At 47.8% G+C, this 20,533-nt stretch carries 17 protein-coding genes; 12 read left to right on the top strand and 5 right to left on the bottom strand.

Annotated features, from left to right (window positions below):
* Positions 1–86: 86 nt before the first annotated feature.
* The 4 genes from MHI27_RS25520 to MHI27_RS25505 all read right to left on the bottom strand — a co-directional run bounded on the left by MHI27_RS25520 (position 87) and on the right by MHI27_RS25505 (position 4,957).
* The gene (locus tag MHI27_RS25520; protein ID WP_405174961.1) at positions 87–1,886 is read right to left on the bottom strand and encodes an FTR1 family protein; all 1,800 of its coding nucleotides are present in this window, start codon (positions 1,884–1,886) and stop codon (positions 87–89) included.
* Between the two features lie 58 nt (positions 1,887–1,944).
* Positions 1,945–3,276 carry an iron uptake transporter deferrochelatase/peroxidase subunit gene (gene efeB / locus MHI27_RS25515; RefSeq protein ID WP_405174960.1) on the bottom strand — a complete coding sequence of 444 codons (1,332 nt, stop codon included), beginning with the start codon at positions 3,274–3,276 and terminating at the stop codon, positions 1,945–1,947.
* Positions 3,277–3,281: 5 nt separating this feature from the next.
* The gene (gene efeO / locus MHI27_RS25510) at positions 3,282–4,175 is read right to left on the bottom strand and encodes an iron uptake system protein EfeO (RefSeq protein ID WP_405174959.1); all 894 of its coding nucleotides are present in this window, start codon (positions 4,173–4,175) and stop codon (positions 3,282–3,284) included.
* A gap of 614 nt (positions 4,176–4,789) precedes the next feature.
* Positions 4,790–4,957, bottom strand: coding sequence for a hypothetical protein (locus tag MHI27_RS25505; RefSeq protein ID WP_179085837.1), 168 nt, complete (start codon positions 4,955–4,957; stop codon positions 4,790–4,792).
* Between the two features lie 246 nt (positions 4,958–5,203).
* Between MHI27_RS25505 and MHI27_RS25500 the strand changes: the two genes are divergently transcribed.
* The 8 genes from MHI27_RS25500 (at position 5,204) to MHI27_RS25465 (ending at position 14,418) form a co-directional block, all read left to right on the top strand.
* Positions 5,204–5,428: a LuxR C-terminal-related transcriptional regulator gene (locus tag MHI27_RS25500; protein ID WP_019908812.1), complete on the top strand. Its 225-nt coding sequence runs from the start codon at positions 5,204–5,206 to the stop codon at positions 5,426–5,428.
* Positions 5,429–5,745: 317 nt separating this feature from the next.
* A complete protein-coding gene (locus MHI27_RS25495; protein ID WP_149644961.1) occupies positions 5,746–6,735 on the top strand; it encodes a LacI family DNA-binding transcriptional regulator in 990 nt (329 codons plus the stop codon).
* A 21-nt stretch (positions 6,736–6,756) separates the two neighbouring features.
* Positions 6,757–7,734, top strand: coding sequence for an N-acetylglucosamine kinase (locus tag MHI27_RS25490; protein WP_405174958.1), 978 nt, complete (start codon positions 6,757–6,759; stop codon positions 7,732–7,734).
* Positions 7,731–9,029 (top strand): 6-phospho-beta-glucosidase, encoded by a 1,299-nt coding sequence (locus MHI27_RS25485; protein WP_405174957.1) that lies wholly within the window; start codon positions 7,731–7,733, stop codon positions 9,027–9,029. Before MHI27_RS25490 ends, MHI27_RS25485 begins: the two co-directional genes overlap by 4 nt.
* 24 nt (positions 9,030–9,053) lie before the next feature.
* A complete protein-coding gene (locus MHI27_RS25480; RefSeq protein WP_042191444.1) occupies positions 9,054–9,980 on the top strand; it encodes a sugar ABC transporter permease in 927 nt (308 codons plus the stop codon).
* A 95-nt stretch (positions 9,981–10,075) separates the two neighbouring features.
* Entirely contained in the window at positions 10,076–10,966 is an 891-nt protein-coding gene (locus MHI27_RS25475; RefSeq protein WP_042191442.1) for a carbohydrate ABC transporter permease, read from the top strand.
* Positions 10,967–11,000: 34 nt separating this feature from the next.
* Complete coding sequence (locus MHI27_RS25470) at positions 11,001–12,647, top strand: extracellular solute-binding protein (RefSeq protein WP_340972688.1); 1,647 nt, start codon at positions 11,001–11,003, stop codon at positions 12,645–12,647.
* 37 nt (positions 12,648–12,684) lie between these two features.
* Complete coding sequence (locus MHI27_RS25465; RefSeq protein ID WP_405174956.1) at positions 12,685–14,418, top strand: family 10 glycosylhydrolase; 1,734 nt, start codon at positions 12,685–12,687, stop codon at positions 14,416–14,418.
* Between the two features lie 258 nt (positions 14,419–14,676).
* Here MHI27_RS25465 and MHI27_RS25460 read toward each other — a convergent pair whose 3' ends face one another.
* Positions 14,677–14,997: a hypothetical protein gene (locus MHI27_RS25460; RefSeq protein WP_042191436.1), complete on the bottom strand. Its 321-nt coding sequence runs from the start codon at positions 14,995–14,997 to the stop codon at positions 14,677–14,679.
* A gap of 234 nt (positions 14,998–15,231) precedes the next feature.
* Here MHI27_RS25460 and MHI27_RS25455 point away from each other — a divergent pair, with 234 nt between their 5' ends.
* The 4 genes from MHI27_RS25455 to MHI27_RS25440 all read left to right on the top strand — a co-directional run bounded on the left by MHI27_RS25455 (position 15,232) and on the right by MHI27_RS25440 (position 20,518).
* The gene (locus tag MHI27_RS25455) at positions 15,232–15,441 is read left to right on the top strand and encodes a hypothetical protein (protein ID WP_405174955.1); all 210 of its coding nucleotides are present in this window, start codon (positions 15,232–15,234) and stop codon (positions 15,439–15,441) included.
* A gap of 362 nt (positions 15,442–15,803) precedes the next feature.
* Positions 15,804–16,829, top strand: coding sequence for a helix-turn-helix transcriptional regulator (locus tag MHI27_RS25450; protein ID WP_405174954.1), 1,026 nt, complete (start codon positions 15,804–15,806; stop codon positions 16,827–16,829).
* A gap of 171 nt (positions 16,830–17,000) precedes the next feature.
* Positions 17,001–18,782, top strand: coding sequence for an ABC transporter ATP-binding protein (locus MHI27_RS25445; RefSeq protein WP_405176795.1), 1,782 nt, complete (start codon positions 17,001–17,003; stop codon positions 18,780–18,782).
* Positions 18,779–20,518 (top strand): ABC transporter ATP-binding protein, encoded by a 1,740-nt coding sequence (locus MHI27_RS25440; protein ID WP_405174953.1) that lies wholly within the window; start codon positions 18,779–18,781, stop codon positions 20,516–20,518. Before MHI27_RS25445 ends, MHI27_RS25440 begins: the two co-directional genes overlap by 4 nt.
* The last annotated feature ends 15 nt before the right edge of the window (positions 20,519–20,533 follow it).

The following is a 20,533-nucleotide window of genomic DNA, read 5'->3' as shown; positions in this document are numbered from 1 at the left end:
GTAAAGGTCCTAGGATCGGCTTCATTTAAAATCTACAAAAAACGGTTGTCATCGTTAAAAGATGACAACCGTTTTTTTCTTTGTAGCTATACAGTTTGTGACGCTTTTGGTGCTCTATTGCGCAGCATCTCCCACACAATAAATGCAAGGACAAGCAGCTGAGGCACTAAAGTTTCCCAAGTTGGATACATCCCGAGCCAGCTAATAGAAGGTAACCCATCCTGTACATGTGCAGGTAGTTTCCCTGCGACTTGAAGGGAGTGAATGCTCTCTCCAAGAAAGCGGAATACTAAATAGTAAATAAGAAGTGTAGCTGTACGGAAGAAGGCGGCAATCGGCAATTTCGCACTTAAGGCAATAATTGCGTAACCCACAATCCCTAGAATCACTAGAGCACTACCGATCCCTAGCAGCAATTGAGAAACTTTAATGGAAGGGGCCATCCCTACATAAAAAATGGTGGTTTCTGCTCCTTCACGTAAAATCGCAAGCGCTGCTACGGAGGACAATGACCAGAGATTGCCCTTGGCTAATGCTCCATCCACTTGCCGTCCAACATAGTTGCTCCAATTTGCGGTGTTTGATTTACTATGCAGCCAGCGTCCAATGGTAAGCATCATAATGACGGCTACAAGACCTGTGATGCCTTCAATCATCTCGCGTGCTCCACCAGATGCGGCGCGGGAAATGGTATAGGTGAGTAGAACGGCTAATCCGATACTCGCTACAAGTCCTACAGCTGCGCCAGACCAAATCCATTTCTGTGCTTTTGCGTTGCCATCACGTTTCAGGTAGGCAAGAAGGGCAGACAATACGAGGATCGCCTCCAGTCCTTCACGCAGAAGAATTAGCGCAGCATCCCAAGCATTATAGGTTGTCTCACCAGCCAAAGGAGTCAGCTCAGTGACCATATTATCCAGGATCTTTAAGGCTTGATCTAGCTTAGGTGGATTAGAGAGCAAATAGCCAGTGACTGCTGCACTTTCGTTCTCAATATTGGTATAGACCGCTGGAGATGCGATCTGTACTTGTCCTTCAGCAGAGGGCCAATCTACGATGAATTGCTCCATGATGTTAGCTGCTTCTGCGCTGTTGCCTGCTTTGGCGTTGGAAGCAGCTTTGTTGAGATGGCTGATCAGTCCTTCAATAGATGCTGGTTTACCAGAAGTATCCCCAGCATCTATTGCTTTGCCTTCACTGTAATCAGCAAGCAGCTGATATAAGGCTTCTGCTTCTGATTTCGCCGACTCCTCGCGGAGCGGTTCTGCCTGCAGCGCAATGCGCAGCAGGCTGATCTTCGTCTCCAGCAAGCTGTAGACGGCGGAATTGTCGGCCCGGATGTTGCGCTCTGCCGGCTTCCATCCGCTGACGATGTCACGGTACGCTGCCGCTGCCGCGCTCCAGTCGGCGCTGCGCACCGCATCCCGCGTGCGCTCCGCCGCGGGCAACAGCTTCGCCGCCGTCTCCTGGCCGGCGGCTCCAGTGTCACCGCCGTCCGTGCCGGAGGCGGCGGTGACATACGCGTCCACGCTTCTTGCGAGCGTGGATAGTGCAGCTTTGGCGGGCGCACCATCGCCCGCCGCAAGGGCCGCCGCCGCGTCTGCAAGCGCGGCGTCAACGGCGGCAGCCGGACCGGCAAGTGCCGGGTCCGGCGTGTTCTCGTTCGCGGTGCGCCACAGCGCAGCGAACGCTTCTACATCGGCGGCGGCCGCGTCCCAGCGGCTCTGGCCGGCTTCGACGAGCGCGCTGCCGACAGGCGGCAGCAGCTCGTCGACCGAGCCATCACCCTCCGCCCCCGCCGGGTTAGAAAGCATCAGTATACATATGATGCTAAACAGAATCAGTACGGCTGCCTTCGATAGCAGCCGTTTATTAAGAGAGTACATCGGGATAATCCCCTTTCAATAATGGACAGGAATATTCGATTGGAAAATTAGGGCAGGCTTAGCCTAAAAGTGTTTCCCCGATGTAGCCGCCTTGGCGAATACCTGGGAAGCAGGCAAATACCGCACTGCCTGTATGCGTCATATATTCGTTTAGCCGATCACTTTTCGAGAGGCGCTGCTGGATCGCAACAAATTGCTTCATTAAATCCCGTTGAAAGCTGATGAATAATAATCCTGCATCGAGTTGACCTGTTGCGATATCTAATCCGCTCGAAATGGAGTAGGAGCGGCGCAGCATTTTGACTGTGCCGTCACCATGCGCTAAGGCTGAATGTGAATCCGGCGGAATGACGGGCTTCCCGGAAGCATCAGCCGCTTTCAGATTCAGATCATCGAATTCATCCTTTGCACCGATAGGTGCTCCGCTATGACGATAACGGCCGAAGGTGGCTTCTTGATCGCTCAGAGAGGAACGGTCCCAGACCTCAATTCGGAAACGTACACGGCGAACTGCCATATAAGTGCCGCCGCTCATCCATGAAGGACCGTCACTGCTGCTGTTCCAGACCACTTCGTTCATTTCTGCTTCGTTCGTAGTATCTGGATTTCCTGTGCCGTCTTTAAAACCTAGAAGATTACGTGGCGTCGCTCCCTTAGGATCTGCTGTTCCTGTGCGCTGGAAGCCTTCCTGTGTCCAGCGGAGTACGGCTGTGCCACGGGCGATACGTGCCAGATTTCGGATGGCATGGAAGGCCACCTGCAGATCATCAGCACATGCTTGGACACAAATATCTCCACCACACCACTTAGGATCCAGGTTGTCTCCCGTAAATGCTGGAAGGTCGGCTAATAGGGTTGGACGCTTGGAAGATAAACCGAATCTGTTGTCAAAAAAAGAAGGGCCGACACCAAAGGTAAGCGTACAGCGTGAAGGGTTTAAACCATCCACTTCACCTGTATCGGAGGGTGGGAGATTAGGGTTGTCATTGACGTCGCCAATGAGGCTGCCAGTAGTAAGAGAAGCTGCGGCAGTTGTCCATGCTTGCATTAGCTTTTTTACATCGGATAGCTTCGTTGTGGTCAGATCAAAGGCTGCGAAGTAAATAAAATTTTGCGCAGGGGTTAGAATGCCGGCCTGATGACTCCCGTAAAAAGGAATGGAATCAGCATCGGAGGTTACTGTTGGCTCAGCTACGGCATTGCGCGCAGCCATAATTCCACCAACACCTCCACCACCTAATAATAGACCAAGGCTAGTGGCGCCAGTAAGCCGCAGCATATCGCGGCGGCTTAGTTTTTTATCTAATATAAGATTGCTCTTGGTTTCTTCATTGAGAGGGGCACCCTCTGCATTCGCTGGTACACCGGTAGATCTATTTTGCTTATTCATGATGATCACACTCCTAGAATAGTTCCCATGTTGGACAATGGCTCAGCCAAGGCATCCAAATTCTGACTCAACTTACGCACATCTTCTTCCTTCAGCTCTTCATAGGAAACATATCCATCTCCAGATTTGAAAGGAGCAAGCTCAGCTTGCAAGGCTGCAAACCGTTCACCAATCGTTTTTTCCAGCTCAGCATCTTTTTTCGCCAGTTCTGGCTTTAACAGCTCGTATATCTTTTGGGCACCTTCAACATTAGCGACGAAATCGTACAGATCTGTGTGGGAGTAACGTTCTTCCTCACCTGTTACTTTAGAAGAAGAAACCTCATTAAGCAGTTCTACAGCACCAGTAACGAGCAGATTGGCATCGATCTCTACGGTCTCTACTTTCGCACGTAGAAGCTGGGCATCTTTCAATAATTGGTCAGCAACTTCGGTCATATCTTTGGTAGTGTTATCCTGCCAGAGTGCCTTTTCAAGCTTATGGAAGCCGCGCCATTCAGCAGCATCTACGTCATTCTCACGGGCATCAATATTCGGATCCAAATCACCAAGTGCTTCTGCAATCGGCTCAATTCGCTCGTAATACATGCGGGCTGGTGCATAAAGTGCCTTTGCATCCTCAATCTTTGCTTCTTTAACTGCGTTCGTGAAATTTTCTGTTTGCTTTACAAATTCATCACATTGCTCGATGACATATGTACGATATTGTTCAACCGCTGATGTAAAGTCGGCAGTAGTTGCTGTAGTAGTATCAGATGTATTTGTTGCCTTGGTACTGTTAGCAGCAGCATTTGCAGAGTTATTATTGCTAGTGTTGCTGTTATTGTTGTTACTGGAACATCCGGTAAATAGTATGGAGGCTGCAATTAGACCTGCAGGCACGGCATATGTGAATTTCATTGAATGAAGCACCCCTTTTTTTATATGTGAATGATAATCGTTATCATTTATGCTGGACTTATCATAAGTCCGTATACATTTACTGTCAATATAAAATTGTGATGTATTTCATAGTTATATTTTGCAAGATAAAAAAACTCCCGGGACTGGGAGTTGAGTTTGTAGAAATATATCTAATTACATCCGGGTATTAGTAAGTTAACACTTCGTTTGATTTGATCATTTATTTCTCGAACGCAGCAGATATCGGACACAGCTACCCTTAAACGCAGCTTTTTTCGAGATTTGGATCGCTATCGCACCTCATAGTCGCTATTGGCCTAAAAAACACCAAAGATTGCTCTCTTTCTGAGGAATAGCTGCACTGGAGTCCGAAACCTAGCTCAAAAGGCGAAAAATATACTAATAACGTGATCTGGGTCCGTAACCCTCTGAAGGAGATGATGAATACACTGTTGAAGCGGGGAGTCAACGACCAACAACACAAAACAGCGATTCTCCAATAATGGATGAATCGCTGCTATGTGTTGCTTACAGTTTTTATAATTAACCGGGCCGTCTCATTTATAGGAAAAACTACTTATTCGACATCCCCATTCTGTGTCGTCTTTATTTTATTGTTCATTATGGGATTCATGTTCCGTAGTGGGATGATTTTTGAATACTTCTGCGGCTTCCTCAGCAGAAAATTCCGGTTCGAATTTACCGACTAGTGGCAATTTGTTTAATTTCGTAGTTTGTACCTCTGCCTTAGTAGGTTGATTATTTTTCGAGTTGCTCATACTTACACCTCCTTTTAATAAGAAACAACAAGTTGTAGTTTGCCCTGTAAGGAGATGATTCTATCCAAGAGATTTTAAGTTTTGCGGGTGAATGTCCTCACTAAAGCGGTGTAATAAGCTTCGGATGGTTAAGCCCATTTTGTAGTTATGACAGCACCATTAACTTCATCAATACATAATATGTTTTGACTGTATCCCTTTACCTTGTTATACCAAACAAACCCAGGGCAAGGAGGGGTGACACCATTGAAGGGGAACGAACACCACAGCAAATTTCTGTTGACTCATCGTGAGCGCGAAGTTTTCGAGCTTCTCGTGCAGGACAAAACGACTCGTGATATCGCTGGTTTATTATTTATCAGCGAAAAAACAGTTCGGAACCACATCTCCAATGTAATGCAAAAACTAAACGTTAAAGGCCGTTCACAAGCGGTTGTCGAGCTGATCAAGCTTGGGGAGCTGAAAATATAGCTGGCCATGTCTTCGGAAGTGACGCGTTTAAGCCTTCTCCACCTCTAGGGGTGAGGGAAGGTTTTTTGTAGTGTCCGGAATATTAAATTTGACTACATTTTATGGATTGACGGATATTGGGAATGGTTGTAAAATCATCTTAAAGTTAAAACCTTTAAACTTTTGAAATCATTTTGATACTTTCGATAAAGATGAAACTGACATTCAATGTTCGATTCTCAGTCAGGACGTAGTTGTGGCGAGAAGAGTTAGTCCTTTTTTATTTCCCTGAAAGTTATAACGTTTAAACTATTGAACTTGGAGGCATAGAAGCTTAGATGAACATTCATGATGTAGCCAAAAGGTCGGGGCTCTCTGTAGTGACCGTATCCAGAGTTCTTAACAATTCACCTTCTGTACGTGAAGGTAATAGGCGGAAAGTGCTGAGTGCTATGGAGGAATTAAATTATCAGCCCAATTCAGCGGCGCGGAGTCTCGTGCGTGGCAAGACGGGAGTCATCGGTATGTCGATTACCAACTTTAACGACTCCTTCTATGACCGCGTGATTCGCGTGGTGAACCGGAAGCTGGCAGAACAAGGTTACTTCTTGGCCCTGTCGATAGCCGAGAATGAGGATGAAGGCGTTAACTTCCTGTTTCAGAAGGACCGCGTTGACGGGATTATCCTGTTATCTCCGCTTGAGGAAAAAGAATATGTGGAGGAGCTGAAAAGAAAAAATATTCCGTTTGTCTTGCTGGATAACCAGCTCCAGCATGAGGATGTTCCCAGTGTCGTCGTCGATAACTATCAAGGGGGGTATGAAGCTACCAAGCACTTGATTGGTCTTGGACACACCCAGATCGCCTATATCGGTGGCCCTTCGGTGTTCCTGAGTGTAGCTGAGCGCAAGCGGGGTTATGTACAGGCGCTGGATGAAGCGGGACTAACGCCTTTCGGCACGGAATATTGCGGATTTACGGTAAGTAGCGGTTATGAGGTGGCCAAGAGATGGATCCGTGAAGATAAGCTGCCGACAGCCATTTTTTCAGGAGACGATTTTATTGCTTTAGGTGTTGTTCAAGCCCTGCGTGAGGAGGGGATTCTGGTACCTCAGGATATCTCAGTGGTTGGCTTTGATGATCAGCAGTTCGTAGGTGAATTTTATCCCCGATTGACGACAGTCAGACAGCCTGAGGCGCAAATGGGCAGCATTGGTGTTGATTTGCTGATGAAATTAATCAATGGGGAGGTGATGCCAGCTGTTGTAACGAAGCTCGCTCCTCAGCTTCTCGTGCGTGAATCCACCGCATCTGTAAGGTTAACCTAAATATTAGGAGTGAAACGAACTGTGAAGTACTTTTTGGGAGTCGATGCAGGGGGCAGCAAAACTTATGCAATGATTGCAAATGAACAGGGAACGGTCATTGGTGTAGGCAAGGGAGGGAACGGGAATCATCAAAACAATCGTGAGCAGGCGGAGAACAATTTGGAACAGGCTGTATCGGGAGCGATTATAGCGTCGGGGCTGACAAAGGATCAGATGGAGTATTCCTGGTTCGGTCTGGCTGGAGCGGACAGAGAATCCGATTTTCGAATTTTACGACCAATCATCAGCAGACTTGGCCTTCCCCGAACTGAGATTTCCTGCGATACCTGGATTGCCTTGCGATCAGGTACAGAGAGTAATTATGGGATCGTGCTGATCTGCGGCTCGGGAGTGAACTGCGCCGGTAAAAATCCGCGAGGCGTTACATACCAATGTGGTGGATTTGGCTATCGGTTCGGTGATTACGGCGGCGGCTATGATCTAAGTATTGAGGTATTCCGTAGCGTTCTTCGGGCGGATGATGGAAGAGAGAAAGAGACTGTCTTAAGCGAACGCTTAATTCATTTGCTGGGCTATTCCAGTGTTTCGGAGTTAAGGGAGGATTACCTGGATCATTCCAGAGACTTGCCTCCCCAGATTGCTGAGCTGCTGTTTCAAGCGGCAGATGAAGGAGACCAGGTTGCCATCGGACTGCTAACCAAGCAAGGGGATGAGCTCGGTTTGGCAGCGGTATCGACAATCCGCCATTTGGCTATGGTGGAGGATTCCTTTGACATCGTACTTGCAGGCAGCCTATTGACCAAGGGGGATCGCTCAGGCATCATCCGGCGGGCCATTGAACAGAGAGTGAAGCATTCGGCTCCAAATGGCACTTTAAGGATTCTAACCAGGGAACCGGTTGTAGGCGCGGTCGTTTTGGCAATGGAAAGCAGCGGTGTGCGTGTGAATCAGGAGGTTCTTGATCGTCTATCACTGGGTAAGGAGGGGCTATTATTATGAAGGAGACTTTGAAGCTCGTTGTCATCGGAGCGGGTTCATCGTATACGCCTGAGCTTATTGAAGGCATCATCATGCATCATAAAGAGCTTCCCGTCCGCGAAGTATGGCTGGTGGATATTGAGGCGGGAAGGGAGAAGCTGCATACGATTGCGGAATTAAGCAAGCGTATGATTGCTGAGTCCGGACTGCCGATTACCGTGACCCAGACGCTTGAGCGCAGGGAGGCTATCGCCGGAGCAGACTTTATCTGTACTCAAATCCGGGTAGGTATGCTGGAAGCGCGAAAATGGGACGAATTAATTCCGCTTCAATACGATGTCATCGGTCAGGAGACGACGGGTCCCGGAGGGATGATGAAAGGCCTGCGGACCATTCCGGTTATTCTGGATATTTGCAAGGACATCGAGGAGTTAGCTCCGGATGCCTGGTTGCTGAATTTTACGAATCCGGCCGGTATGGTAACTGAAGCTGTTCACAAATATTCATCGGTAAAAAGCGTAGGCCTGTGCAACTCGCCGATCGGTTTTCAAAAGTGGCTCTCTGAGTTCTTCGGACTTCCTATAGAGAAGATCTATGCGGAGTTTGTCGGCATCAACCACCTGCACTGGGTATCCGATATCGTAATTGACGGTAAAAGCAAGCTACAAGAGCTCATTGATTACCCCCAGAACTACAAGGCGAGTAATGTGCCGTTTGATTCCTGGGACCACCGGTTTCTGAATGCTTTGAAAGCCATCCCTTCTTATTACCTGAGCTATTACTACATGACGGACGCGATGCTTGCGGAACAGAAGGAAGCAGCAGCAACGACCGGATCGCGCGCTGAGGTAGTGAAGAAGGTGGAGGAAGAGCTGTTTGAGCTGTACCGGAACGTAGAGCTAAAGGAGAAGCCAAAGCAGCTGGAGCAGCGTGGTGGAGCCTATTACTCGGAGGCGGCAGTGCTGCTGATGCGCTCCATTTATAATGATTCCCGCGATATCCAGACGTTGAATGTAAGGAATAACGGAATGATTGACTTCTTGCCGGACGATGCCTCCATTGAGGTGAACTGTGTGGTAACTAAACAAGGTCCGCTGCCGATTCCGCTGCGCAAAATTCCGCTGCCCGTCAAAGGCCTGCTGGCCGCGGTCAAGCAATACGAGAGCCTCACCATCGAGGCGGCTGTGCACGGAGACCGTGATATGGCTCTGCAGGCTATGGTTCATCATCCGCTCGTGCCTTCGGTCACCGTAGCTGAACAGCTGCTGGATGAAATGCTGGAGAAGAACAAAGCGTTTTTGCCGTTGTTTCACTAGAATCGTCCAGAGGAGGAAAAACGGATGAACACGGCCGAGAAACCAAGTAGATGGAAGAAATTCACCAGTCAATTGGATTTACAGTCCATGGTTTGGCCGGGAATTATCTTTGTATTCATTTTTAGCTACATTCCGATGTATGGCGTGGTTATGGCGTTCCAGCAATACGATATTTTTGGCGGCATTATGAAGAGCCCCTGGGTTGGATTTATGCATTTCAGAATGTTCTTCGAGGCACCGGAGTTCTGGAATGTGATGCGAAATACCATTGTGATTAGCTTGCTTAAATTGATTATCTCTTTTCCAGCACCGATTCTTCTTGCACTGATGCTGAATGAGATCGGTAATATGGGCTTTAAACGCGTTATCCAGACCGTCAGCTATTTACCGTATTTCCTGTCCTGGGTTATTGTATCCGGTTTTGTATTTTCGCTGTTATCTGTTGACAACGGAACGGTAAACTATGTGCTGGAGCGATTCAATCTGGTAGGGGAGCCAGTTAACTTCCTGGCATTACCCAAATACTTCTGGTCTATTCTAGTAAGTGTAAATGTGTGGAAGGAGGTCGGATTTGGGAGCATTGTCTATCTGGCCGCGATTGCAGGCATTGATCCGACTTTATATGAAGCCGCTTCCATAGACGGAGCAAGCCGATTTAAGCAAATTCACTTGATTACACTCCCCAGCATTACCCCCATTATCATCATCTTTATGATTCTTGCCATCGGCAGTCTGCTTAGTGCGGGCTTCGAGGACATTTTGCTGCTGGCAACCAATCCAATCCTGCGACCCTACTCCGATGTTATCGACACCTATGTGTACCGTGTGGGGATATTAAATGCCAGATTCTCTTATGCGACAGCGGTAGGGCTTTTCAAAGCGGTGATCAGTGTCATTCTGCTGGTGATGGCCAACAAAATCGCGCGCCGGGCAGATGTTAGTCTCTGGTAGGTACTACTACTCATAGCGAATGCTTCCGATGCAAGTTTTATTGGGATGTATCGACTGTAAGTAATGCTCCATAAACCTTTTAGGAGAGGTGAACAATGAGACTAAGCCTGGGCGACAAAATCATGCAGCGGACTATTTATATCCTTTTGACGCTGCTGGCGCTACTTATGCTGTACCCATTTTGGAACGCGCTGGTCATTTCCTTTAATCTAGGGAGCGATACGGCGCTCGGCGGTGTAACCTTGTTGCCGAGAGCATTTACCCTGGAAAATTATTATATTGTGTTTCAGGATCATCGCCTGCTGAATTCTTTTCTGATCACCATTCTTAGAACGCTCGGCGGCACGGCATTGTCCGTCTTCTTCACGGCCCTGTTAGCTTACGGAATGTCCAAGAAAACATTGCTTTTTCGAAAACAATATATGGTGTTCTTCATGATTACGATGTTCTTCAGTGGAGGGCTCATCCCTAGTTATTTACTAGTTCGCTCTTTGGGTATGCTGGACACCTTTTGGGTTCTGATTATCCCCGGCATCATCAGCGTCTGGAATATGATTGTCATCCGCACCTTCTTCAACGCTTTGCCGGAGGGGTTGGAGGAATCGGCCAAAATCGACGGTTGCAGTAACTACGGCATTTTCTTCCGAATCGTTATTCCCGTCTCCGGCCCGGTGCTGGCCACGATTGCTTTATTTACTGCGGTCGGTTACTGGAACGACTGGTTTACGGGAGCGATCTATATTACGAAAGACGAACTGCTTCCTATACAGACCCTGCTGCGGCAGGTTATGAACTCCAACATTATGACCCAAATTGGTTCATCGAATGCCATCGCGCTGGATCATATGAACCGAAATCGGACGATTACTACGAAGTCACTGACCATGGCTACGATGATGATCGCTACTATTCCGATTATCCTGACGTACCCTTTTCTCCAAAAGTACTTTGTTAAGGGCGTAATGATCGGTTCATTGAAAGAATAGCAGTCTCCATATTATGTAGAAAGAAGGGAAAAGAATGGGCAATCGTATGAAATGGGTATCGCTTCTGCTGACTTCGCTGGTGCTTCTTCTCGCTGCCTGTAGCGGAGGGGGGAATTCTAACACTTCACCAAACACAAGCGAGAAAAATCTGAATACCGAGGTCGCCACGGATGACGGCAGCGGGATTAAGCCCGTCACCTTCAGCTTTTATGGAAATTACGACTGGCTTACGACATCACCATGGGGGGATAATGAGGCGACAAAATGGATTCAGGAGAACCGTAAGGTTACTGTTGAACCGATTCAATCGGGAGGTGCGGCCGGAGAAAAACTCAACACGATGATCGTCGGTGGTGATTTACCGGATGTCATTTTTACTGACCGGGGATCCTCAGTGGAACGGCTGGTGCAGGCAGGGCAACTTGTTGCGCTGGATGATTACTATGACAAGTATCCGAACTTCAAGAAATATGTGAAGGAATCCACCCTGAATTTGCTCCGTTCAGATGACGGAAAAATCTATCAAATCCCCAACTGGTATACATCCGGGCAATTCGGCAACGGCGGATGGATGGTGAATAAAGATATTTATAATGAGCTCGGCAGACCGGCGCTGGAGACCTTTGATGATTTGTATCAATATTTACGCTTGGTGCAAGAAAAGTATCCGGATGTTGTACCTCTGGAGGTTGGCGAGAAGGGGGCAGGTCTGGAAATTATGTATGGCGGTTTTAAGGAGAACTCCACCAGTAAGTTCATTTCACTCATGGGACATCCGGAAGGCGACAAGCTGTCATCTATCTTGGACGATCCCGCTTACGAGGAGATGGTGCTGTATATCAATAAGCTGTATCGTGAACGGCTGATTACGCAGGATGCACTGCAGCAAACCCAGGATGCGGTCAAAGAAAAGGTCAATACCAGCCGGGTAGCGGTCATGGTCGAATCCAATATCACTACGTATGGAGCCGAGGGACACCGTGCACTGACTGCGAACAATCCGGACAGCGGTTATGAAATTATTTGGCCGATTCATAAAGCCGGACTAGACAAAACACAAGTGTTTGTAAGCGGTTTCGAGACGCTGGGTTGGAACGTCAGTGTCATTACGAAAAAGGCCAAGGATCCGGAGGCCATCTTCGCTTACTTTGACTGGATTACGGGTCCGGAGGGACAGAAGGTGCTTTTCTTCGGTCCTAAAGGCTTGTACTGGGATGAGGAGGACGCAGACGGAGCACCAATTCCGAATGAGAAATACAAGACGACTCCTGCTAACGAACGTACCGAAACGATGAGAAAATTCGAGGACTTTAACTGGGCGGGAAATACGACCTTTATTGATACGGCGAAAATGAGCTTAGAGGCGTTGCTTTCCGCCAACCAGAAATCATGGGAGACAGTGGCGCAGTCCACGGTGACCTGGAAAACCGCGCTGGACATTACGGAATTTGTGAATACCGATCCGCTTCCGGATACGGAGATTGGCATCATCGCACAGAATGTCGGGGATATTTATACCCTTGCTTACGCACAAATGGTTCAGGCGAAGTCGGATGAAGAGGTATTGTCGGCACTGGAGACAGCCAAAAAGAACACCCAAAAAGCGGGGCTGGATAAGCTGCTTGAGTTCAGAACCGAAAAATGGCAGGAGAATGTCAAGAAAATCAACGCGACGAAATAAGACTTTTATAAAATCTTATACTTGTGGAGGCGATATTATGGCATTTGCTCTGAGATCGAGATGCATAGCAATGTTAAGCTTCGTATTGGTTTCTTCGATAGTAGGTGGTTCCGTGCCGGCTAAGGCCGATGAGGAGAGTAATCCCCCTTTTGAAACGGAAGTTATTGTACGGACCGTAAACCAGTTTAAGAACACGGCGGATGTCCATAATTTCATTCAGCTGTCCACAAGCTACGGTGTCGATGTCATCAGCATGAACGTGAAGCAGGATGAAGATGATGAGGTTCCGTCTGGAAGTGTATTTTATCAGAGTGATATCGCTCCGATCGCGCAAGGCTACGAGAATTTCGATGCCCTGCAGGCTGTCATTACAGCAGCCCATGCTGCAGGAATTAAGGTTCATGCCTGGATTCCCCAGTTCCATGATCAGCAAGCCTTCCTTGCTCACGATGAATGGCAGATGCAAGCGCTGGTTAACGGGGTTCAGACTCCGTTCACAGGTTCTAACGGCAACGAATACTTCGTCAATCCGATTCACCATGAAGTGCAGCAGTATGAGCGTTCCATCATTCAGGAAGTGATCGAGAATTATGCTGTTGACGGTGTTGTGCTAGACTGGATCCGCTTTGACAATTACAACATGGACGTCAGTGATTACACGGTTGCGAAGTATCAGGCGCAGTTCGGGTATTCCCCGCTCAGCATTGACTTCGATACGGATTCGCCTCAGCGTGAGCAGTGGAATGAATGGAGGACCGATCAAATCGGACAGTATGTGGGCGATATTCGTCAGGATATCACCCAGTCCTCGAAGCCGGATGTGCAACTCGGCGTGTATATTTTGCCGCCAGAATTCATTGAAGTTGGGCAGAATGTAGCGAAATTCAAGGATGATATCGACTTTGTTGCACCAATGGCGTACTTTGATGACTGGGAGTTCAATAGTGATTGGGTATACAGCACTTCCTACGGAATCCTGAAGGATACGAGCGACCGGATTAGCGGCAGTGACGTGGGAATTGTTGCGACGCTGGATAATGACTGGACAGATGATCAATATCAGGAGATTTACAAGGGAATCCGCGAGAATTATCCAGGTGTGAAGCGTCTGTCGTTCTTTGCTTACGGGGCCTGGCCAGAAGATGAGCTAGCCAATATCAAAGAACGTGAAACCTGGCCGACGCCAGGCTGGACGCCTCCGGTAGAACAAGACTATCCGGCTCAATTACCAGCAGGATGGAAGGCACGAAATATCGGTTCCATGCCGGGGAACGTTACCTACAATTCATCCAATAAGCAATATACACTCAGCAGCAGCTCTACGGATATTTGGGGAAATGGAGATCAACTGAATTATATATACCAATCCGTGAGCGGCAATGCGGAGATTATTGTTAAAGTGCAGTCCACTAGCCGATTGGACGGCTGGGCCAAGGCCGGCATTATGATTCGGGAGTCGCTGGGTCATAATTCGAAGCACGCAGATATGATGCTTACCCCCGAGAATGGGGCAACCTTCCAGTATCGTGCAGAGACCGCGGGCAATATGGTCGACCATACTGCGGCTGCCTCAGCTCCAAGATGGCTAAAGCTGACCAGAAGTGGAAATACCTTCAAAGGGGCTATTTCGACGAACGGGAATAACTGGCAGACGGTTGGAACTGTTCAGATCCCGATGAATCGCAAGGTGTATATTGGCATAGCGCTCAGCAATCCGGGGGATGATCCAAGGAATAAGGCCGTATTTGGAAATGTGAAAATTACGGATTAAGTCTAATACAATTACAACTATACATCATCATTCGCTTTATTTTCTATGGGCAAAGCAAAGATATCAGAGGCTTGATTTGTATTTAGACCTCCTGGAAAGCACCCGAAGCCTGGGGATTTGCTGTCAGGGAGAGAAAGAACGGATACCGGCTGACTTTGGAATCTGAGGATGTAATATAATCGGCAGAACACAGTGCAAAGCAGATTGGGTTAGAAGACATTCATCTCCGAAATACGGGTGAATGTCTTCTTTCTTTGCTCATAGTGTTCTGAAAATGTCATTTATCGTGTAATACAAAGCATTAAGTTCTTCCATATAAACTGTTTTTATTTTGGTTTTATCAGGATTGTCACTTATCATTTCCATAAAGACATCCGGATCATTAATGATACCATTAAGACTTGCGCGCTTTAACAATTCTGCATCGGAAATATCATCCTTAAACGACAGTCTTAAGATTTCCATAGTGTCGTTTACTATACCTTTGAAATTCTCTTCTTCCCCAAAGAAAGTTGCAATCTTATTCAAAAAGTCTGCATATTTATCTGGTATTTTTGAATTTTCTGAAAAAAATATCATTTATATCTTCTCCCTATATTAATCGAATTTTTAAATAGTTTTAAGTAATTGGCCAGTCTGAAATCATCTAATTATAGTCAGAAACATTATAATTGGATTTGGAACAATTGGCGGTTAAAAATGATACAGTAGTACTGTTTACACAGATTAAGTGAGTACGATATATCGGAAATTCTAACTTGTTTCATAGAGTTAAGTTATAGTTGACCAATTCGAAAGCGGCGGAGGCTGGGGATGCTAAAGACAGTATCAGTTATTTTTAATGAGCGACCAAAAAGGTGGGGATTAAGAGGGGATCCATATCTTTGGGATGAGCTAGAGAGGTACTTTCAGGAAGTGAATTATCCATGTACAGGTGAGGAGTTTGCAGAGATATTCAAATACGCATTTGAGGAATTAACAGGAAGTAGCTTAGGTGATTTAGATAAACAAATCTATTGTTAGAAATACAGTCATGGCGGTATGTCCAGTGGGCATGTTTGTCTGGAGTTTTGGATTGAAGTAGCGATTCCATTGCTAATTGAACGATTGGAGGGATGAGCAATTTAAATTGGTGAACAATCGGATGCATCTCACCTTCCCCCCACCACCAATGTAATGTAAAAACTAAACGTTAAAGGCCGTTCACAGGTGGTTATGGAGCTGAAAATATAGCTGGCCATGTCTTCAGAAGTGACGCGTTTAAGCCTTCTTCACCTTTAGGGGGGGAAGGTTTTTTGTTGTTTATGCATATTTGCTAAAAGAACATTCAATTGATAATCATTCTCAATACATATATAATTAATCCAAAGTAAGGGGAAGTAGGGATGAGCATGAAGCGTAGCGATGGTCTGAATGAAGCGGAAACGATTGATGCCCATAAGACGCTTAGATGCGAAGGGTTTAGTATTACTTACCAGTTGGACGGAAGCCACTTTGAGATAAAACCACCGGTCGAGTTAGGGGAGGGCAGCTGCCGGAGCCTGCTTACTCAGCGTTATCTTCAGATGACGGATTTTGATCTCCAATTTAATCGGGATATCGAAGCGAAGGGCGAGTTTAGAACACCTCGTACGGAGCTGATATTCTGTATGGGACATGGAATTGAATGGGGGACCTCGCTGAAGCAGGACTATTTTGCCATAGATACAGGAGAAAGTGTGCTGCTTCACGGCGGAGTAAGAAGTGAAAATTGTATATACCTTAGCGGAGCGGGCTACAGATTCCTCAGCATAGATATGAGTCCGGCACAATTTGAGCGGATGACCAGCGGACTGACCGAGGATACACGGCTCCAAGCCGGAGGAGGAGCTGGATTGTTTTTTGGCAAAAACGCTATCACACCATCTATCCGACTCATTCTGTCTCAAATTGCGGATTGTTCCTATAGTCAGGGTATGCGGGACCTCTATCTGGAGGGGAAAATGCTGGAGCTAATGGCTGTCTATCTCAATGAATCTTTATTTGAAGCTGATCGGATTTCCCACACAGTCAAGCTATCTAGAGATGATATGGAGAGCCTGCGACTAGCCAAGGAAATTCTGCAACGTGATTATTTACATCCACCGACGCTAGCAGGGCTCTCTCGCATTATTTGCCTCAATGAGTTCAAATTGAAGAAGGGCTTTAAGGAATTGTTCGGTTATACTGTCCATGCCTATGTGATCGAACAACGGATGCAAAGGGCACAGCAGCTGCTAGAACATGGAAATATGACTGTAAGTGAAGCAGCATCCAGAGTCGGATACGTGAATGTCAGCCATTTCTCAGCAGCCTTTCGTAAAAAATTCGGTGTGCGTCCTGGAGAGTATCTGATCAGTGGTAGACAGCGTTCTTTAGGAACAAGGATGTAAGCTCGCATCGAAAACAGATGCTCCTGATTTGGTTGATTATAATCCCGGAAACGGTAGCAACCATGAAGAGCGTTCCTATACACTAGTGCACAGAGAATCATTCTCAGTGCACTTTTTTTGTGCGTAATTATAAAGAGTGGGGGAACAGCTGTGAGTAAAACCAAAACTGGCATGTCGAGACTGTTGGAGATTGCCGGAGAGAAGCGAGGCCTGCTGATCCTGTCTGGTGTATTGTCATCTGTCAGCGCCGTGCTAATGCTGGTACCATTTTTGTCTGTTTATTTCATATTGGCCGAGCTACTGCGGCATGCCGCATCTCCTGGACAGGTTGATGGTGATGCTATGATTCGCTGGGGATGGATTGCACTCGGCGGATTGATCGGAGGTCTGGTGACCTCGTATTGCGGTATTATGTGCTCACATATTGCAGCTTTTCGTATTCAGTATAATCTGCGTGTACGAATGACCGAGCATCTGGGCAGACTGCCGCTCGGCTTCCTGAATGGAACTTCGACCGGCGCAGTGAAGAAGACGCTGGAACAGAATGTCGACAAGGTGGAAAATTTCGTAGCGCATCAGCTCCCAGATTTGGTCAGCGCGCTGGCGTCTACGGTGCTGATGATTGTGGCGATGTTCTGGCTGAGTCCGCCGTTAGCTGTTGCCTGTCTTCTACCGATCCTCATAGGAATGGTTGTGCAGTCAGCACTTATGATGAGCAGTAAGGGAAAAACCAGTGTGAAGCAGTATCATGATTCTTTGGAGCAGATCAATGCTTCGGCGGTGCAGTATGTGCGGGGGATGCCAGCGGTGAAGGTGTTCGGGCAGACGGTGCATTCCTTCCGAAAGTTCTACAGTGATATGACCAGATACCGTGATTATTGTCTGGAGTTTACGGACCGTTATCAGTCAGGCTATGTTCTGTTCAAAACATTACTGGCCTCCTCGTTTACCTTTATTTTACCGGTGGGTGTCTTTATTCTAAGCGGTCAGCCGAATTCCATGTCCTTTGCGCTTGTGCTGCTGTTCTTTCTAATTATGGCACCAGGCGTATCATCTCCGCTCTATAAACTGCTTATGCTGGCTTCGAGCACCCGGGATATCGGCGAAGGCGTAGAGCGGATGGATCGTCTTTTAGCGCAGCAGCCTGTACCAGAAATAGCAAAGCCGCTATCACCGCAAGCTTTCGACGTTGAATTTATGGACGTAACCTTTTCTTACAGTGAAGATGAGGGGGCTGCGGCTGCGCTCAGCGAGGTCTCTTTCCGGGCAGTACAAGGGAAGGTTACAGCGCTGGTTGGACCGTCAGGATCAGGTAAATCGACGGTGGCCAGCTTGGTGCCGCGGTTCTGGGACCCGCAAGAGGGTGCGATCCGTATCGGTGGAGTGGATATCCGTCATATGGCGATTCATGAACTGATGAATACAGTTGCTTTTGTATTTCAGGAGACCTTCCTGTTCTATGACACTTTGTATGAGAATATTGCCGTCGGCAAACCTGGAGCCACGCTGGATGAAGTCCAGGCTGCAGCAAGAGCTGCGCAATGCGACGAGTTCATCTCTCGGCTTCCGCAGGGATACGATACGTTAATTGGTGAAGGTGGCGTCTATCTCTCCGGTGGTGAAGAGCAGCGTATTGCGGTAGCCCGGGCTATCCTCAAAAATGCACCGGTACTTGTGCTCGACGAAGCGACTGCTTTTGCCGACCCGGAAAATGAGCATCACATGCAGCTGGCACTAACGGAGCTTATGCGCGGGAAGACGGTTATTGTTATTGCTCACAGACTCTCCTCTATTCGTGAAGCCGCACAAATTCTGGTACTGCGAGATGGGCAAATCGTGGAGCGCGGAGATCACGATAGTTTGATTGATCTCGATGGACTTTACACTCAAATGTGGCATGCCTACAGTGACGCTGGAGATTGGCATTTGGAAAAAGGAGGGGAACAGCTATGAAGGTATTGCACAATATTACTGCTGGCAAACCGCAGCAGCTGCTGAAGCCTGTACTTTTTTCCTTACTGGCTAACATAGTTAGTGTGCTTCCGTTTGCGCTTGTAATTGAGGCGGTGCGGTTGATTTTTGCTCCTTATATTACGGTGGGTGCAGAGCTTCAGATAGAACGGCTTTGGTGGATTTGCGCGGGACTAGCCGCTGTCATGGTACTGATGTTCCTGAGCGAGATCCCCGCTTACCGCACTGCATACCGCGGGGCTTACAATGTTGCGGCACAGGGACGGGCGGAATTAGCAGAACATCTGCGTAAGCTTCCGCTAGGCTACCTGACGCGCCGGGATCCAGGTGATCTGGCCAATATGATGATGGGCGATTTCACGCTGGTTGAGACAGGGATTTCACATCTGCTGCCACAGCTTGCAGGGGCTTTTGTACTGCCGATATTCGCACTTGCGGGTCTACTATTCCTCGACTGGCGGATGGCGCTTTCCATGTTCGTGGCGCTGCCGGTTGCCCTCCTAATTATGTACCTGTCAGGCAGACTGCGGCGCAGATTAGGGACGAATCATATGAAAGCGAAACTGAACGCCGCGAATCGGCTACAGGAGTATTTGAATGGTATTCGGGTGATGAAAGCCTACAACCTGACGGGAGAACGCTTTGTCCGTCTGGATAGCTCTTTTCGAACTTTGATGAAGGAAAGTGTGAAGCTTGAAGGGATGTTCGGACCGGTCATTCTAACGGCTATGGCTCTTCTTCGTGCGGGTCTGACCTTAATGGTATACGTAGGTGTGCATCTATTGTTAGGCGGGGAGCTCGGTATTTTGCAGCTGGCGGTATTCCTTATTGTCGGCACACGCATCTATGATCCACTGACGACGGCGCTCGCCAACTATGCTGAATTCCGGTACAACGAACAAGCGGGTGAACGCATCGTAGACCTGCTTCGCCAGCCGGTAATGACGGGGACTACAGCTCCGCTTCCAGAGAGCAGTACCATCCGCTTTGACAATGTTACCTTCAGCTATGGAGGTGAGCCTGTTCTCAAACAATTAAGCATAGAAATGCCGCAAGGTTCATTAACTGCAATCGTGGGTCCCTCCGGCAGCGGAAAGAGTACAGTGCTGCGTTTGATCTCACGTTTCTATGATCCTGACGAAGGAAGTGTTCTGCTAGGCGGACGGAATATTAAAGATATTGATCCAGAACATTTGCTAGGATCTGTGTCGGTTGTGTTTCAGGATGTGTACCTGTTCCAAGATACCATTGGAAACAATATTGCCTTTGGGCGGCCGGGCGCGTCGCAGCAGGATATTCAACAAGCAGCAGAAATGGCCCGTTGCCATGATTTCATAATGAAATTACCGCTAGGTTATGACACGCCGGTAGGTGAGGGTGGCAGTACGCTTTCCGGAGGGGAGAAGCAGCGGATCTCCATTGCTCGTGCGATTCTCAAGAACGCTCCGATTGTATTGCTGGATGAGGCTACTGCATCGCTTGACCCGCAGAATGAAGCCGAAATCCAGAAGGGAATTGATGCGCTGATTACGGGCAGAACCGTTATTGTTATCGCGCATCGGCTGAAAACCATACGAGGTGCAGACAACATTATTGTACTGGAAGATGGCCGACTGGTGGAGCAGGGACGGCATGAAGCTTTACTACTCCGAGGCGGATTGTACGACCGTCTCTGGAAGCTGCAGCAGCAATCCGTCGGATTCCGCATCACATCATAGGAGATGCTAATCAGA

Source organism: Paenibacillus sp. FSL H8-0261, from assembly GCF_045040645.1.
Taxonomy (GTDB): domain Bacteria; phylum Bacillota; class Bacilli; order Paenibacillales; family Paenibacillaceae; genus Paenibacillus_AQ.
The sequence above is the reverse complement of the archived record's forward strand: the minus strand, read 5'-3'. Positions and strand labels throughout refer to the sequence as shown.

What these genes read in the sequence shown, in the direction of transcription:
- MHI27_RS25520 (WP_405174961.1), bottom strand. Translation starts at nt 1,886, where the DNA reads ATGTACTCTCTTAATAAACGGCTGCTATCGAAGGCAGCCGTACTGATT.
- efeB (WP_405174960.1), bottom strand. Translation starts at nt 3,276, where the DNA reads ATGAATAAGCAAAATAGATCTACCGGTGTACCAGCGAATGCAGAGGGT.
- efeO (WP_405174959.1), bottom strand. Translation starts at nt 4,175, where the DNA reads ATGAAATTCACATATGCCGTGCCTGCAGGTCTAATTGCAGCCTCCATA.
- MHI27_RS25505 (WP_179085837.1), bottom strand. Translation starts at nt 4,957, where the DNA reads ATGAGCAACTCGAAAAATAATCAACCTACTAAGGCAGAGGTACAAACT.
- MHI27_RS25495 (WP_149644961.1), top strand. Translation starts at nt 5,746, where the DNA reads ATGAACATTCATGATGTAGCCAAAAGGTCGGGGCTCTCTGTAGTGACC.
- MHI27_RS25485 (WP_405174957.1), top strand. Translation starts at nt 7,731, where the DNA reads ATGAAGGAGACTTTGAAGCTCGTTGTCATCGGAGCGGGTTCATCGTAT.
- MHI27_RS25480 (WP_042191444.1), top strand. Translation starts at nt 9,054, where the DNA reads ATGAACACGGCCGAGAAACCAAGTAGATGGAAGAAATTCACCAGTCAA.
- MHI27_RS25475 (WP_042191442.1), top strand. Translation starts at nt 10,076, where the DNA reads ATGAGACTAAGCCTGGGCGACAAAATCATGCAGCGGACTATTTATATC.
- MHI27_RS25470 (WP_340972688.1), top strand. Translation starts at nt 11,001, where the DNA reads ATGGGCAATCGTATGAAATGGGTATCGCTTCTGCTGACTTCGCTGGTG.
- MHI27_RS25465 (WP_405174956.1), top strand. Translation starts at nt 12,685, where the DNA reads ATGGCATTTGCTCTGAGATCGAGATGCATAGCAATGTTAAGCTTCGTA.
- MHI27_RS25460 (WP_042191436.1), bottom strand. Translation starts at nt 14,997, where the DNA reads ATGATATTTTTTTCAGAAAATTCAAAAATACCAGATAAATATGCAGAC.
- MHI27_RS25455 (WP_405174955.1), top strand. Translation starts at nt 15,232, where the DNA reads ATGCTAAAGACAGTATCAGTTATTTTTAATGAGCGACCAAAAAGGTGG.
- MHI27_RS25450 (WP_405174954.1), top strand. Translation starts at nt 15,804, where the DNA reads ATGAGCATGAAGCGTAGCGATGGTCTGAATGAAGCGGAAACGATTGAT.
- MHI27_RS25445 (WP_405176795.1), top strand. Translation starts at nt 17,001, where the DNA reads ATGTCGAGACTGTTGGAGATTGCCGGAGAGAAGCGAGGCCTGCTGATC.
- MHI27_RS25440 (WP_405174953.1), top strand. Translation starts at nt 18,779, where the DNA reads ATGAAGGTATTGCACAATATTACTGCTGGCAAACCGCAGCAGCTGCTG.